A 12,956-nucleotide genomic window follows, 5' to 3' on the forward strand; every position below is an offset into this window, starting at 1 on the left:
AACTATGTCAATAGAGAAAAAAATCTCACAGGCCAAAGCTAAACTATTAGTTGATTATCCACTTTTTGGAACAATTGCTTCAAAGTTGGAGCTGAGCATAAATGATGATATACAAAGCTTTAAAAGCAACGGTGTAAAGCTGGAGTATAACAGCGATTTTTTTCAAGGCTTGGAACTGAGTGAGATGGAGTTTGTCTTTGCAAACGGGGCTATGCACGCTTCACTGGCTCATGAGTCACGTAAAAATGGCAGAAGTGGCTGGTTATGGCAACTTGCGACCGACTATGCAGTAAATGACATGTTGGTTGAGAATGGTTTAGAGAGACCCCATGAGGCACACTACTCAAAAAGATTTAGCGGACTCTATGCGGAGGAGATTTATGCCGAGCTAAAAGCTGACATACTTCGTGAGGATGAAGGTTTGGAGTATGAAGCTGATGATGTGAATGATATTAATTCTGATGAATCTAGTAAAAGTTCAGAAGTTAATGGACCCCTTGAGTCCAGCTTATCTAATGACTCAGCCGAAGAAGCACAAAATGAAACTATCCAAGCAGAACAACTCTTTGAGGAGTTTGCAAAAGCAACTCTTGAGGCTGAGATAAAAAATGGCGAAATCCCAGCTGCGATAGATAGGTTTTTCAACCTTACATGTAAGAGTAAAATTGATTGGCGAGATGAGCTAAAAGCGGCACTCGACAGGTTTCATAAAGATGACTACACTCTTTTGCCACCCAATAAAAAGTTTCTACATGTAGGGATATATTTGCCCTCATGTATAAGCCAAAGATTTAAGTTGGTAGTGGCGGTGGACAGCTCAGGCTCAATAGATGAAAAACTCTTAAATGAGTTTTTAAGTGAGTTGAACTTTCTTATGAATACAATTCAAAACTACGAAATAGAGTTGTTGGTTTGTGATGATAAAATCCAATCACATAAAACTTTTTACAGTGGTGATATTTTAGAAGCTGATTTAAAAGGTGGCGGAGCTACAGACTTTAGAGCTGTTTTTGAGTTTATACAAAATGAGCTTGAAGATACTAAACTGCTTCTGTATTTTACGGATTTAGATGGAATATTTCCACATGTAGCCCCGTTTTATGATGTAAAATGGATAAGCCAAAAAGTGACTGAAGTTCCATTTGGAGAAGTTATACTTTTAGAGGATTAGCACGTGAATTATTGTATAATTTTTTCATGAATTATTTGAAAAATGTTATTGAAAAACTACAGGCAAAAAAGAACGTTTTTTTAACCGGCGGGGCAGGGGTCGGCAAAACAACCATTACAAGAGATGTGATACAAGCCTACGAAGAAGATGCAAAAAAAGTTGCAAAATTGGCCTCGACTGGAATGGCGGCCACTCTTATAAGCGGTCAGACTCTGCACAGCTTTTTAGATTTGGGAATCGCTTCAAACATAGATGAGCTAGAGAAAAACGGCAAGCTAGAGATCAAAGCGAAGGTGAAAAAACTTCTCTCCAGTATGGAGCTAATCGTTATAGATGAAATCTCCATGGTAAGTGATACTCTTTTTGACATGATTAGAGTTAGGCTTGCTCAGGCAGAGTTTAGAGGCTCTCTTCTTGTGGTGGGTGACTTTTTACAGCTCCCTCCTGTAGTTCGTGGATATGGCGATGTTAAGTTTGCTTTTGAATCATCATCTTGGGATAAGTTTGGGTTTGAAACAGTAGAATTGACACATATTTATAGAACCGATGACAAGGAGTTTATAGAACTTTTAGCACATGTAAGAGACGGATTTGTAAATGAAGATGTACATAACTCGCTCAATGAGTTTATAAAGCCTCTTCCAGAAGATTTAAGTGAGTTTACTTTTCTTTTTGGCAAAAACAACTCAGCTTCATTTCACAATAAAAATCAGCTCTCTTTTGTAGATAGCGAACTGTTTATAAAAGAGGCTCAGGTCATTAAACATATAAAAACTACTAAAGATTTTGAGATAGAGCGTTTTATGGACGATGCAAGGATAGAAAAAGAGTTGGAGTTAAAAGTAGGAGTTCCGGTTCTTTTTACAAGAAACTCTTGGAACTATTTTAACGGTGAGAGAGGTTTGATAGTAAATGTTGACAACAACTTTGTATATGTTCAAAAAAGTGACGGTGTTGTTGTAAAACTTGAAGCAATCGCACAAAGCAAGAGCATGTGGAAAGAAAAAAGCATAAGTGGTAAAAAAGAGATTGTTGAAGAGCCTGTTTTTAGTGTTTACCAGTACCCAATAAAACTAGCTTATGCTATTACAATTCATAAATCACAAGGTATGTCTATCGAGGATTTGATAATAGAGACTAATGAGATATTTGCACCATCGCAGTTTTATGTGGCGATATCAAGAAGTTCAAACCCTAAAAGATTGAATCTTATAGCACCGTCAAAGCAGTGGAGAGAGATAGTTTTTGTAAATTCGAAAGCTTTGGAGTTTGTTAAAACTTAAAAGCTTTAAGCTTCCCTTTCGATGATAGTATCAGTACTTTGGAAAACTTACGTTTGTTTAGTTTGATTTTTTTAAGTGCTTTAAAGTCATCATTATCTAATCCATATATTATAGAGTCAACTAATATTAGCCACCATTTGTCAAATAGATTAAAGTTTTTAGATATTTTTTTATCTTTTTCATCAATAACTAATTGAATGTTTTTGTGAAGCTCATTTACAATCCACAAATGATCATTATTGCAACCAGCAAAAATATACTGTACTGATTTTTTCTTTATCGGCGTAAATGTTATTTCTAAATAATCAGATACTTTGAATGACTTTTTTTTATGGATTTTATGAGTGTGCTTTTTTAATACTTTTTTCGTTTTTTTAATAACACCGTCTTTACTATCTACATGTAACGGTTTGGAAAGTATTATTGATATATATGCAGAATTTCTATAATCAGTGTGCTTAAAAGTAGAAATTATTTTTTTTATTTTTTTAATGAGGTGTATTTCAAAGTTTTCTATACTAATCAACTTCTCACCATTTATATGGTTTCGATTGAGTCTCCTAACCTCTACTGCTACTTCATTGTCAAGAAGAAAATCAGGGGTGACATTTCCAAGTGGCTCATGCTCTAATTTTGTATAGTCTAAAGTTTGTAAATACTTCTTTGCTCTTGTTTCGTCTTTATTTTCTTGTCTGCTCATGGTTTTGTATTTTATCTGAAAGTGGTAAAAATAAAAATAATATGCAAGGAAAAGTTTTGTAAATTTGTAAAAGAGGTTAAAAAGTTAACCCTCACAAAATGTGAGAGTTAAAAAAAAGAAAGTGACTACAGTTTATTTTCGTGTTTACCAAGATATTCAGCTACACCCTCAGTTGTTGCTTTCATACCTTCGTCACCTTTTTGCCAACCGGCAGCACAAACTTCACCATGCTCGTCAGTAAACTGCATTGCATCTACCATACGAATCATCTCGTCAATATTACGGCCAAGTGGTAAATCATTGATAACTGAATGACGAACAATACCTTTTCCATCTATAAGGAATGAACCGCGAAGTGCTACTGCTTCACCAAAAAGAACATCATAGTCTTTAGAGATTTGTTTTGTAAGATCAGCTACAAGAGGGTATTTGATACGACCGATACCACCGTTGTTTATCGGGGTTTCTCTCCATGCAAAGTGTGAAAACTGGCTGTCTACAGAAACACCTATAACATTCACGCCACGGCTTTTGAAATCTTCAATTCTGTGAGAAAATGCAATGATTTCAGACGGACATACAAAAGTAAAGTCCAACGGGTAAAAGAATAAAACTGTACCTTTTTCACCAAAATTTTCTGATAATTTAAAATCTTCTACTATTGAGCCATCTGCTAAAACTGTTGTCGCTGTAAAATCTGGAGCTGGGTTTGTTACTAACATATTATAATTCCTTGAAGTTTTTTTTATTTGGAAAATTCTAACAAAATTTCATTTACAAATAAATTATTTTAAATGATTGAAAATTATATAAAGAATTTTTTTATATAAAATATTAAACCATCTGCTTAGAGAATAAATGAGATTCCAAATCAAGTTTGGAATGACGACACCTCCGTCACCCTGAACTTGATTCAGGGTCTAGTGGTTTAAATTACACTAAGCACTAATGTTTTCGCCTCTTCTTGTATGAGAGAGAGATGCTCTTTAGAGATAAAACTCTCTGCATATATTTTGTAAATATCTTCTGTTCCTGAAGGACGTGCCGCAAACCAGCCATTTTTTGTAGTAACTTTTAGTCCACCTATAGACTCATTATTTCCGGGAGCTTGCGTGAAAATACCATCTATTTTCTCACCTGCTAAACTCTCTGATACTATATCATCAGGAGATAGTTTTTTAAGTTTTGCTTTTTGCTCAGGTGATGCTTGAGCATCACTTCTCTCATAGTATGAGACACCAAACTGTGATTCTAACTCTTTATATATTGTGCCAGGGTCTTTTTTAAGTTTTTCTGTAATTTCAAAGGCAAGAAGATTTAAAATAATTCCATCTTTGTCGGTTGTCCAAACAGAACCGTCTTTACGTAAAAATGAGGCGCCGGCACTCTCTTCCCCGCCAAAACCTATACTTCCATTGCTTAGCCCGTCTACAAACCACTTAAAACCAACCGGTACTTCAATAACCTCACGGTTAATTGATTTTGCAACTCTGTCAATCATAGAACTTGAAACAAGTGTTTTTCCTATTTTAAGTGAAGATGACCAACTCTTACGGTATTGAAAAAGATACCAAATAGCAACAGATAAATAGTGGTTAGGATTCATAAGTCCAACACTCTTGGTAACAATTCCATGACGGTCAAAGTCCGGGTCATTAGCAAATGCTAGGTCATACTTATCTTTAAGTGCAATCAGTGATGCCATAGCATAAGGCGAGGAGCAGTCCATCCTCACTTTTCCATCATGATCACATGACATAAAACTAAATGTAGGGTCAACATCTTCATTTACAATTTCAAGGTTAAGGCCGTAAATCTCATTTATTTTTTTATAAACCTCTATCCCTGAGCCACCCAGTGGGTCAACACCAACATTTAGTTTACTTGACTTTAAAAGATCCATATCTATTATGCTTGATAACGCTACTACATAAGGGGTGATGAAATCTATTTGAGCTACCTTATTTAATGCCTCTTCTGCACTCACTTTTTTTACACCATTTAGAGAATTTTTCAGATACTCATTTGCATTTGCTTCAATAACAGAAGTTGCATCGGTGTCAGCTGGACCTCCGTTTGGTGGGTTATATTTAAACCCTCCATCTTGGGGAGGATTGTGCGATGGAGTGATTACAATACCATCGCAAAGCTCTTTAGAGGTTTTGTTTGCCTCTATAACTGTAAAAGAGAGTACGGGAGTTGGAACATAACCATCATCTTTTGCTATTGCACAATCAACACCATTAGCTATACAAACTTGCAGTGCAGAGATTTGCGCAGGCGTTGAGAGAGCGTGTGTGTCTTTTGCAATAAAAAGTCTGCCGTTGATACCGTTACTTTTTCTATAATCACAAACAGCCTGCATAGTAGCAAAAATATGTGCTTCATTAAAGCTGTTTTTAAAAGATGAACCACGGTGACCTGAAGTTCCAAAAGCAACCAGTTGAGAGCTTTCTAAGACATTTGGCGTTTTTGTGTAATAATCAGAAATAAGATTAGGAATATTTATTAGATTAGAAGAAGAAACTTTTTGTCCTGCATTTTTATGTATCATAAAGTAGAGCTCCATGTTGATTTTTTTTATTTAAATTTATTTACGATTGTATATAAAAACACAAGAGAATACAATAAAAACTACGTAAAAAGCTTTATTTAACATACTAAGATATACTTTCGGTGATTTATGGAGCTGGACTCTGTATATCAATAAGGAAAATCGATGACGAAAGAGTATATATTTACTTCAGAGTCTGTAACAGAAGGGCACCCTGATAAGATGGCAGATCAAATCAGTGATGCAATTTTGGATTATATTATTGAACATGATCCTAATGCACGCGTTGCGTGTGAAACACTGGTATCAAATGGTTTTTGTGTAATTGCAGGCGAACTGAAAACAACGGCTTATGCCCCAATGCAAGAGATTGCAAGGAAAGTTATTCAAGAGATTGGGTACACAGATGCAACTTATGGGTTTGATTATAGAGCTGCAGCAGTTTTAAATGGTATAGGTGAGCAGTCACCTGACATCAACCAAGGTGTCGATCAAGCAAATGGTGATATTGGAGCTGGTGATCAAGGGCTTATGTTTGGTTATGCCTGTAGTGAAACAGATGTTCTTATGCCTATGCCAATTTACTTGGCTCATCGCTTGACCAGAAGGTTGGCAGAGGTTCGTAAAGAGGGAATTATCCCTTATCTTCGTCCTGATGGGAAAGCTCAGATAAGTATTAAATATATAGGTGACAAGCCTGTTTCAGTTGAAACCGTAGTTATTTCAACGCAGCATGCTCCTGATGTTTCGCAGGAGAAAATACATGAAGATGTTATAAATGAAGTCATTAAGCATGTGATTCCTAGTGAAATGATGCATAAAAATACCGTTTTTCATATCAATCCAACTGGAAAATTTGTAGTTGGCGGACCTCAAGGTGATGCGGGACTTACTGGTAGAAAAATAATAGTTGATACATATGGTGGTTCTTGTCCTCACGGCGGGGGCGCATTTAGCGGAAAAGATCCAACCAAAGTTGACAGAAGTGCTGCTTATGCTGCAAGGTGGGTAGCCAAAAATTTGGTTGCTGCTGGTGCCTGTGATAAAGTCACTTTACAAATTGCATACGCGATTGGTGTTGTTCAACCAGTTTCTATTATGGTAGATACGCATGGAACGGGTAAAGTAGAAGAAGAAAAAATAGAAAAATGTGTAAAAAAACTTTTTGACTTATCTCCAAAAGGTATTATAGACTCCTTAAATCTTCTCCGTCCTATCTATAGAAGGACAGCAGCCTATGGTCACTTTGGAAGGGAAGAGGATGGTTTTACTTGGGAGATGACAAACAGAGCAACAGATATTAAAGAGTACTTGGAACTTTAATAGTAATCATTATCAAATCTCCTAGTGTTTAGGAAGATTGTTTATGTTAAAAGTGTAACAAATTAATATAATTAGACTCATATAAAAGATATTTTAGCTATCTTTAAAAATCTTTTGTTAAACTTACTTCGAAATAAAATAACTAGGAGAATCCTAATGGCAGTAATTATTAATGATACATGTATTAACTGTGGTGCTTGTATAGATGAGTGTCCAGTAGAAGCGATAGTTGATGAGGATGATAATCCAACAGATGAAGAGATTTACTATGTGTATGGTGACAAATGTGTAGAGTGTGTTGGTCATCATGATGAGCCAGCATGTGCTACTGCATGTCCTACTGAAGGATGTATTACATGGGATGCTATTGGTGAGAGTCCAGAGCATCGTGATGATATTACAGACGACCAACGTTCAAATAAAGAGCCTGTAGTAGAATAGTCTTTTTACATATTACAAAGTGGAAAACACTTTGTAATACCCACTTTTTACAATTCTTACGAAATTTCTTTTCCATTTAATTTATAATAAACTCTTTTTTAGATATAATTCCATCCTAATTTTATAGATATAACAGGAGATTTGATGGAACGTACACTATCAATAATAAAACCAGATGCCGTAGCTAAAGGTGTTGTAGGTAAGATTTTAGACCGTTTTGAGAGTGCTGGTCTTAAAATAGCAGCAACAAGAAAAATTCAACTTTCTCGTGTAGATGCAGAAGCTTTTTATGCAGTTCACGCTGAAAGACCTTTTTTCGGTGATTTAGTTGATTTTATGATTAGCGGTCCAGTAGTTGTAACAGTTTTAGAAGGTGAAAATGCAATGCAAAAGAACCGTGATCTTATGGGTGCTACTAATCCTAAAGAAGCTGAAGCTGGTACAATTCGTGCAGATTTTGCTGAAAACATAGATGCAAATGCAGTTCACGGAAGTGATTCTGTAGAGAATGCAGCTGTTGAAATCGCATTCTTTTTCTCTGAAAGAGAAATTTCTTAAGTTTTTATGAAAGTAATACTTAGAAAAGTTGGACAAACACCAGTAGATTTTGAAGTAAAATCTGATGAAATAACTTTTAAAGGTTATTTACAGTATGATGCCAACAAATTAATTTTGCTCAAAGCAAAATTAAGTGGAAAAATCACTACAGACTGCGATGTCTGTGCTGAAGAGTTCAAGCTTGATGCTGATGAAGATATAGAATTTTTTATCTCAGATGGTATTTATGAAAAGAGTGAAGAAGCTTTATTGGATGTTGTAGAAGTATTAAACTCTGCAGTAGATATGCAAGATCTCATGAATTCGGAAATAGAACTTATAAAAAGCGACTATAACAGTTGTGACAATTGTAAAAGTTCTTAATTATAAGAACAAAAATTTAAACAAAGGAATATATAATGGCAGTACCTAAAAGAAGAGTATCTCATTCACGTTCAGCGAAAAGAAGAACTCACTATAAAATAACTTTAGCTAAACCAGTTAAAGATAAGGATGGAACTTACAAACTTCCACATCATATCAACCCAACTACTGGTGAGTATAAGTAGTCAATGGTAAAGATTGCTATTGATGCAATGGGCGGGGACTTCGGTCCCGAACCAATTGTTAAGGGTTGTATTCTAGCGCTTAAGAAAAAACAATTCATTCCTATCCTAGTAGGAAAAAAATCAGAAATTTTACCTCTGTTACCAAAACGTTATAGAGATAAGATTTCTATAGTAGAAGCAGATGACGTTATATCAATGAGTGATGCTGCTACTGAGGCTATAAAGCGCAAAGAAAGTAGCATTTATATAGCTATTGAACTAGTTAAAAATGGTGAGGCGGATGGTGTTGTTTCGGCTGGTCATAGTGGCGCTACTATGACACTCGCAACTCTTAGACTCGGACGTCTTCAAGGCGTACTTCGTCCTGCTCTAGCTACATTAATGCCTACGAAGCTTTCCAGACGCTCAATATTATTAGACGCGGGTGCAAATGTTGATTCAAAAGCTGAACACATTGCTCAATTTGCTGTTATGGGTGGATGTTACGCAGAAGATTTGCTCAAGATACAGACTCCTAGAATTGGGATTCTTGCAAATGGGGAAGAGCCATCAAAAGGAAATGATGTTACAAAAGAAGCATTTAAACTCTTAATTGGATATAAAGGCTTTAAGGGTAATGTTGAGGGTGGAGATATTTATAATGGCAGTTGTGATGTAATAACTTGTGATGGTTTTGTGGGAAATCTAGTCCTAAAAGCAAGCGAAGGTGTCGCGTCTACAATTACTGGTCTAATCAAAGACTATATTAGAAAATCACCAATTGCTATAACGGGTGCACTTTTAATGAGAAAAGTTTTCAGACTTCTTAGAGCGCAGATGGATTATGCAGAGATAGGCGGAGCACCACTTATTGGTATAAAGGGTTGCGCAATAGTAAGTCACGGCAAAAGTAACCCTAAAGCTATACAAAATGCAATTTTTCAAGCAATAAATTATGTTGATACAGGCGTTAATGAGCACATTATAGAGAGACTTGAAGTCCTGAAAAACAAGGAAAAATAATGGCTTATGCTGCCTTTAGATCTATCGGTGCTTATGTTCCTAGTAAAATTTTAACAAACGAAGATTTATCTACAATGGTTGATACTTCAGATGAATGGATCACAAAAAGAACCGGTATAAAAGAGCGCCATATAGCGCACGAAGATGAGTTCACAAGCGATATGGGTGCAAAAGCAGCTGAATTAGCAATACAGAGAAGTGGTTTAGCTAAGAGCGACATAGATATGGTTGTTTGCGCTACTATCTCTCCAGATTATTTTTGTATGCCTTCAACTGCTACTATAATTTCAACTAAGCTTGGGCTTGGCAACGTAACAGCATTCGATATCTCTGCAGCTTGCACAGGTTTTGTTTATATTCTTTCAATTGCTAAAGCATTTATTGAATCAGGGATGAAAAAAAATGTTCTTATAATCGGTGCAGAAAAATTATCAGCAATTACTGACTATACTGATAGAGGCACTTGTATTCTTTTTGGAGACGGTGCTGGCGCTGCTATAATTTCCGCAACAAATGATAAAGAAGAAGCTATTATTGATGTTCACACTGGGTCAGATGGTGCATATGCAGATTTACTAATGACACCTAACGGCGGAAGTGGTTCTGCTCATGACTCTTTAACTCAAGAGGCTTCAAGTTGTTTTATGCAGATGAAGGGAAATGAGACATTTAAAGTAGCAGTAAGAACTTTGACAAAAGATGTTGTTGAGATTTTAAAAGAAAACAATATCCAAAGTTCTGAAATAAAACATTTCGTACCACATCAAGCAAACTACAGAATAATTAAAGCAGTTGGTGATGCTCTAAAACTTAATGATGAGCAAGTTGTTCTTACTGTTGAAAAATATGGAAATACTTCCGGCGCTTCTATACCGATGGCAATAAACGACATCTATGAACAGGGGAAGCTTAAAAAAGGTGAACTTATGCTCTTGGATGCTTTTGGCGGGGGGCTAACATGGGGTTCAGCCCTAGTCCCATTTTCACCACTAAAATAACACTTTTGCCCAATTTCGGCGTTAGAGGTTAATTTTCTATCGTCACTCACATAAGTGAGTTCCTCAATAAAATTAACTTCTACCTTGAACTAGAACAAAACTGAAAATTTTAATGTCGAAAATTATTGGCTTTTGTATTTTATAAATTCTCTAAAGCTTTTTTTACATTTTTATGAAACTCTTTTTCATCTGGAAGCTTTAAATCACTTTCTCTTAATTTTTCTCCCCACATAGGGTTTGGAAAGTAACTGTCCTCTTTAAATCTAGCCATCACATGTATATGAACTCTTGGAAGCATATTCGCAAAAGATGCCATATTTATTTTAGCGGGTCTGTAGTACTCTTTCATCTCATATTCTATAATGTCATATACTTCCCAAAGTTTTGTTCTTAAACTTTTTGGAACATCACCTAACTCTTTGTAGGCTTGTTTTGTAAATATCTTAAGCCATGGTATTTCACTATCTTCTGTTTCAATATATATATCGTTGTCTTCGTAAACTATCATTTAAAGCCTTTCTTAATCAATTATAGCAATTTTTATTCTAACCCAAATAAATCCATAATATGAATTCCACTCTCCACTTGTAAAAAAATATCATTTTTTTCAGAAAAGTAACAGCGGATTAGGCTGTAAAATTATGCTTCACATGTTTTAATTCCAAATTTATTCAGATGTTGACACTTTTGGCAAGGTTTACTGTTTTTTTTACAATAGTATCCTGTAATAAGCTTATTAAGAGATGGGTTTGTCAGCGCTTTGTTTTTCATTTCAAACTCTCTTCATAAGCTCGGTATCTTATTTTTTGGAGGAGATTTTGGAACTGCTCGTTTACCTTGAGTATTAATCCTCTGGCATGTGAAACTACTTTACCCGCTATGTTGTAGAGTTTGTATCTAATTGTTTTAATGGTGTGCTTTTGAAGATTTGTGTCCAGTATCTGTTTAAACATCAAGAAAAGGTTATACGCAAGTGTTCCTATTAAAAAGTAGAAAGCATTTGCCTGTGTATTGGATGTTGGAAGATAGCTCATATTAAAACCATTTTTTAACTCTTTAATCTTATTCTCACTTGTTTCACCTCTTTGACGGTGCAGTTTAATAATCTCCTGCGGGCTTAAATTATTATCATTAGTGGCGATACAGTAGTAAATCTCATCTTGATATTGCATCATCACTTCATCGCCTATATAGCCCTTAAGCGTTGGGAGTGTAGGTGTTATATCTTTTTTAATTACTATCATTCTAAAAGCATTATCTGTATCACACATCGTGTGCATAAACTCTGCTACTTTCTCTCTTTTGGAAAAAGTTTGCCAATCATCATCTTTAATATCTTTGATTGAATCAAATACATTTTTATTCTTTTTAGCTGTTACAGTGAAAAAAATATTTTCTTTATCGCAGTGGTTAAAAATAGCAGCTTGATACGAAGCACTATCGGCCCTGAATCTGTCAAACTTCACACTAAAAGGGAGCTGTGCTTGACACTGTTTAAGAAACTCCAGGTTTTTACTAGCAGGTGCCTCATTACCCTCTCGGAAATCTACATCAATCACATATCCACTGTTAATATGTCCAACCATAGGCATATAACCAGGTGCATCTTTATATGACCACTTTGCTGTATTTTTATGAGCTTCAATAAATGTAGCGTCTATGTCTAAAATAAGCTCTTCATTTTTGAGTGATTTTAAAAATCGTTTGAGAAATTGCTTGTTGATATTTCTTACTCCATCGGTGCCAAGTGCAGCATGTCTGTGAAGATACTTTGTAAATGCTCCTGCTGTTGGAATATTTTTCATTTTTAGCAGTAATGAGAGCGCGCTATCTAATCGTATCTCTTTTATATCATCTAAGACTCTGCCTCCGCTATGGAGCATCAGAATAAGTGGATAAATAAATTCAAACGGAGTGTATCCGTTTGGATGTTTGGCTAAAGGAATGTTCGTGTTGCAAAGTGCTTCAAGGTTCATACCCTTAAGATACTCCCCAAATATTGCTACACCTGTTCTAGGAGTTAATTTTTCGTTTGTAGTTTCGATATTGAAGTTTAATATTGTTTGAGGCATAATCTCTCTCGTGCAGAAAAAGTTGCACCCGTTGGGTGAAAACATTGAGTGTAACTTTTTCTTGTTAAAGTACCTAATTATAGAGCAAGTCGGCTTGTTGTCTAATTTGGTATGGAATTATTGGGGTCTAAAGAAAAGATTATACTAAAAATAGATAAGATGTAAGATTGATAAATATTAGAAAAAGCCAACCTTGTTGCGAAGCAAGCACGGAAAGTTATGGGTCTTTAACAGATCGCCAGACTGCCTAGGTATTTACACCTCATTTTCCTTTATCTATCAAAATTTTTTAATAAGTATAATTGT

At 35.4% G+C, this 12,956-nt stretch carries 15 protein-coding genes and 1 riboswitch; of the genes, 9 read left to right on the forward strand and 6 right to left on the reverse strand.

Annotated features, from left to right (window positions below):
• Positions 1-4 precede the first annotated feature (4 nt).
• Together HUE88_RS01560 and HUE88_RS01565 are read left to right on the forward strand one after the other, a co-directional pair.
• A complete protein-coding gene (locus HUE88_RS01560; RefSeq protein WP_194370435.1) occupies positions 5-1,171 on the forward strand; it encodes a vWA domain-containing protein in 1,167 nt (388 codons plus the stop codon).
• A gap of 26 nt (positions 1,172-1,197) precedes the next feature.
• A complete protein-coding gene (locus HUE88_RS01565) occupies positions 1,198-2,454 on the forward strand; it encodes an ATP-dependent DNA helicase (RefSeq protein ID WP_194370437.1) in 1,257 nt (418 codons plus the stop codon).
• Here HUE88_RS01565 and HUE88_RS01570 read toward each other — a convergent pair.
• The 3 genes from HUE88_RS01570 to pgm all read right to left on the reverse strand — a co-directional run bounded on the left by HUE88_RS01570 (position 2,444) and on the right by pgm (position 5,708).
• Positions 2,444-3,154: a hypothetical protein gene (locus HUE88_RS01570; RefSeq protein WP_194370439.1), complete on the reverse strand. Its 711-nt coding sequence runs from the start codon at positions 3,152-3,154 to the stop codon at positions 2,444-2,446. The genes HUE88_RS01565 and HUE88_RS01570 overlap by 11 nt on opposite strands.
• 125 nt (positions 3,155-3,279) lie before the next feature.
• Positions 3,280-3,876, reverse strand: a complete 597-nt coding sequence (locus tag HUE88_RS01575; RefSeq protein WP_194370442.1) for a peroxiredoxin — start codon at positions 3,874-3,876, stop codon at positions 3,280-3,282.
• Positions 3,877-4,082: 206 nt separating this feature from the next.
• Positions 4,083-5,708, reverse strand: coding sequence for a phosphoglucomutase (alpha-D-glucose-1,6-bisphosphate-dependent) (gene pgm / locus HUE88_RS01580; protein WP_194370444.1), 1,626 nt, complete (start codon positions 5,706-5,708; stop codon positions 4,083-4,085).
• Between the two features lie 165 nt (positions 5,709-5,873).
• On the opposite strand from pgm, the gene metK reads away from it, so the two are divergent.
• The 7 genes from metK (at position 5,874) to HUE88_RS01615 (ending at position 10,578) form a co-directional block, all read left to right on the forward strand.
• Positions 5,874-7,031 (forward strand): methionine adenosyltransferase, encoded by a 1,158-nt coding sequence (gene metK / locus HUE88_RS01585; RefSeq protein WP_194370446.1) that lies wholly within the window; start codon positions 5,874-5,876, stop codon positions 7,029-7,031.
• A 156-nt stretch (positions 7,032-7,187) separates the two neighbouring features.
• Positions 7,188-7,472, forward strand: coding sequence for a 4Fe-4S dicluster domain-containing protein (locus tag HUE88_RS01590; protein ID WP_194370448.1), 285 nt, complete (start codon positions 7,188-7,190; stop codon positions 7,470-7,472).
• A gap of 144 nt (positions 7,473-7,616) precedes the next feature.
• Positions 7,617-8,030 (forward strand): nucleoside-diphosphate kinase, encoded by a 414-nt coding sequence (gene ndk / locus HUE88_RS01595; RefSeq protein ID WP_194370450.1) that lies wholly within the window; start codon positions 7,617-7,619, stop codon positions 8,028-8,030.
• 6 nt (positions 8,031-8,036) lie between these two features.
• Positions 8,037-8,393, forward strand: a complete 357-nt coding sequence (locus tag HUE88_RS01600; protein WP_194370453.1) for a DUF177 domain-containing protein — start codon at positions 8,037-8,039, stop codon at positions 8,391-8,393.
• A 35-nt stretch (positions 8,394-8,428) separates the two neighbouring features.
• Positions 8,429-8,578 (forward strand): 50S ribosomal protein L32, encoded by a 150-nt coding sequence (rpmF, locus tag HUE88_RS01605; RefSeq protein ID WP_008335740.1) that lies wholly within the window; start codon positions 8,429-8,431, stop codon positions 8,576-8,578.
• Between the two features lie 3 nt (positions 8,579-8,581).
• On the forward strand, positions 8,582-9,580 hold the full coding sequence (gene plsX / locus HUE88_RS01610; protein WP_194370455.1) for a phosphate acyltransferase PlsX: 999 nt from the start codon (positions 8,582-8,584) through the stop codon (positions 9,578-9,580).
• Positions 9,580-10,578 carry a beta-ketoacyl-ACP synthase III gene (locus HUE88_RS01615; protein WP_194370457.1) on the forward strand — a complete coding sequence of 333 codons (999 nt, stop codon included), beginning with the start codon at positions 9,580-9,582 and terminating at the stop codon, positions 10,576-10,578. The genes plsX and HUE88_RS01615 overlap by 1 nt, the downstream gene beginning before the upstream one ends.
• A 139-nt stretch (positions 10,579-10,717) precedes the next feature.
• On the opposite strand, the gene HUE88_RS01620 is transcribed toward HUE88_RS01615, so the two are convergent.
• The 3 genes from HUE88_RS01620 to HUE88_RS01625 form a co-directional block, all read right to left on the reverse strand.
• Positions 10,718-11,086 carry an HIT family protein gene (locus HUE88_RS01620; RefSeq protein ID WP_194370460.1) on the reverse strand — a complete coding sequence of 123 codons (369 nt, stop codon included), beginning with the start codon at positions 11,084-11,086 and terminating at the stop codon, positions 10,718-10,720.
• Between the two features lie 131 nt (positions 11,087-11,217).
• The gene (locus tag HUE88_RS13945; protein ID WP_268245919.1) at positions 11,218-11,349 is read right to left on the reverse strand and encodes a hypothetical protein; all 132 of its coding nucleotides are present in this window, start codon (positions 11,347-11,349) and stop codon (positions 11,218-11,220) included.
• Entirely contained in the window at positions 11,346-12,650 is a 1,305-nt protein-coding gene (locus tag HUE88_RS01625; protein WP_194370462.1) for an IS1380 family transposase, read from the reverse strand. Before HUE88_RS01625 ends, HUE88_RS13945 begins: the two co-directional genes overlap by 4 nt.
• A gap of 176 nt (positions 12,651-12,826) precedes the next feature.
• Positions 12,827-12,901, forward strand: a riboswitch (cyclic di-GMP riboswitch).
• Positions 12,902-12,956 lie beyond the last annotated feature (55 nt).

Source organism: Candidatus Sulfurimonas baltica, from assembly GCF_015265455.1.
Taxonomy (GTDB): domain Bacteria; phylum Campylobacterota; class Campylobacteria; order Campylobacterales; family Sulfurimonadaceae; genus Sulfurimonas; species Sulfurimonas baltica.

Excerpts from the sequence above, each read along its gene's own strand:
- HUE88_RS01620 (WP_194370460.1), bottom strand. The coding sequence starts at position 11,086 with ATGATAGTTTACGAAGACAACGATATATATATTGAAACAGAAGATAGT.
- metK (WP_194370446.1), top strand. The coding sequence starts at position 5,874 with ATGACGAAAGAGTATATATTTACTTCAGAGTCTGTAACAGAAGGGCAC.
- HUE88_RS01560 (WP_194370435.1), top strand. The coding sequence starts at position 5 with ATGTCAATAGAGAAAAAAATCTCACAGGCCAAAGCTAAACTATTAGTT.
- HUE88_RS01565 (WP_194370437.1), top strand. The coding sequence starts at position 1,198 with ATGAATTATTTGAAAAATGTTATTGAAAAACTACAGGCAAAAAAGAAC.
- HUE88_RS13945 (WP_268245919.1), bottom strand. The coding sequence starts at position 11,349 with ATGAAAAACAAAGCGCTGACAAACCCATCTCTTAATAAGCTTATTACA.
- pgm (WP_194370444.1), bottom strand. The coding sequence starts at position 5,708 with ATGATACATAAAAATGCAGGACAAAAAGTTTCTTCTTCTAATCTAATA.
- HUE88_RS01615 (WP_194370457.1), top strand. The coding sequence starts at position 9,580 with ATGGCTTATGCTGCCTTTAGATCTATCGGTGCTTATGTTCCTAGTAAA.
- HUE88_RS01625 (WP_194370462.1), bottom strand. The coding sequence starts at position 12,650 with ATGCCTCAAACAATATTAAACTTCAATATCGAAACTACAAACGAAAAA.
- HUE88_RS01570 (WP_194370439.1), bottom strand. The coding sequence starts at position 3,154 with ATGAGCAGACAAGAAAATAAAGACGAAACAAGAGCAAAGAAGTATTTA.
- plsX (WP_194370455.1), top strand. The coding sequence starts at position 8,582 with ATGGTAAAGATTGCTATTGATGCAATGGGCGGGGACTTCGGTCCCGAA.
- HUE88_RS01575 (WP_194370442.1), bottom strand. The coding sequence starts at position 3,876 with ATGTTAGTAACAAACCCAGCTCCAGATTTTACAGCGACAACAGTTTTA.
- ndk (WP_194370450.1), top strand. The coding sequence starts at position 7,617 with ATGGAACGTACACTATCAATAATAAAACCAGATGCCGTAGCTAAAGGT.
- HUE88_RS01590 (WP_194370448.1), top strand. The coding sequence starts at position 7,188 with ATGGCAGTAATTATTAATGATACATGTATTAACTGTGGTGCTTGTATA.
- rpmF (WP_008335740.1), top strand. The coding sequence starts at position 8,429 with ATGGCAGTACCTAAAAGAAGAGTATCTCATTCACGTTCAGCGAAAAGA.
- HUE88_RS01600 (WP_194370453.1), top strand. The coding sequence starts at position 8,037 with ATGAAAGTAATACTTAGAAAAGTTGGACAAACACCAGTAGATTTTGAA.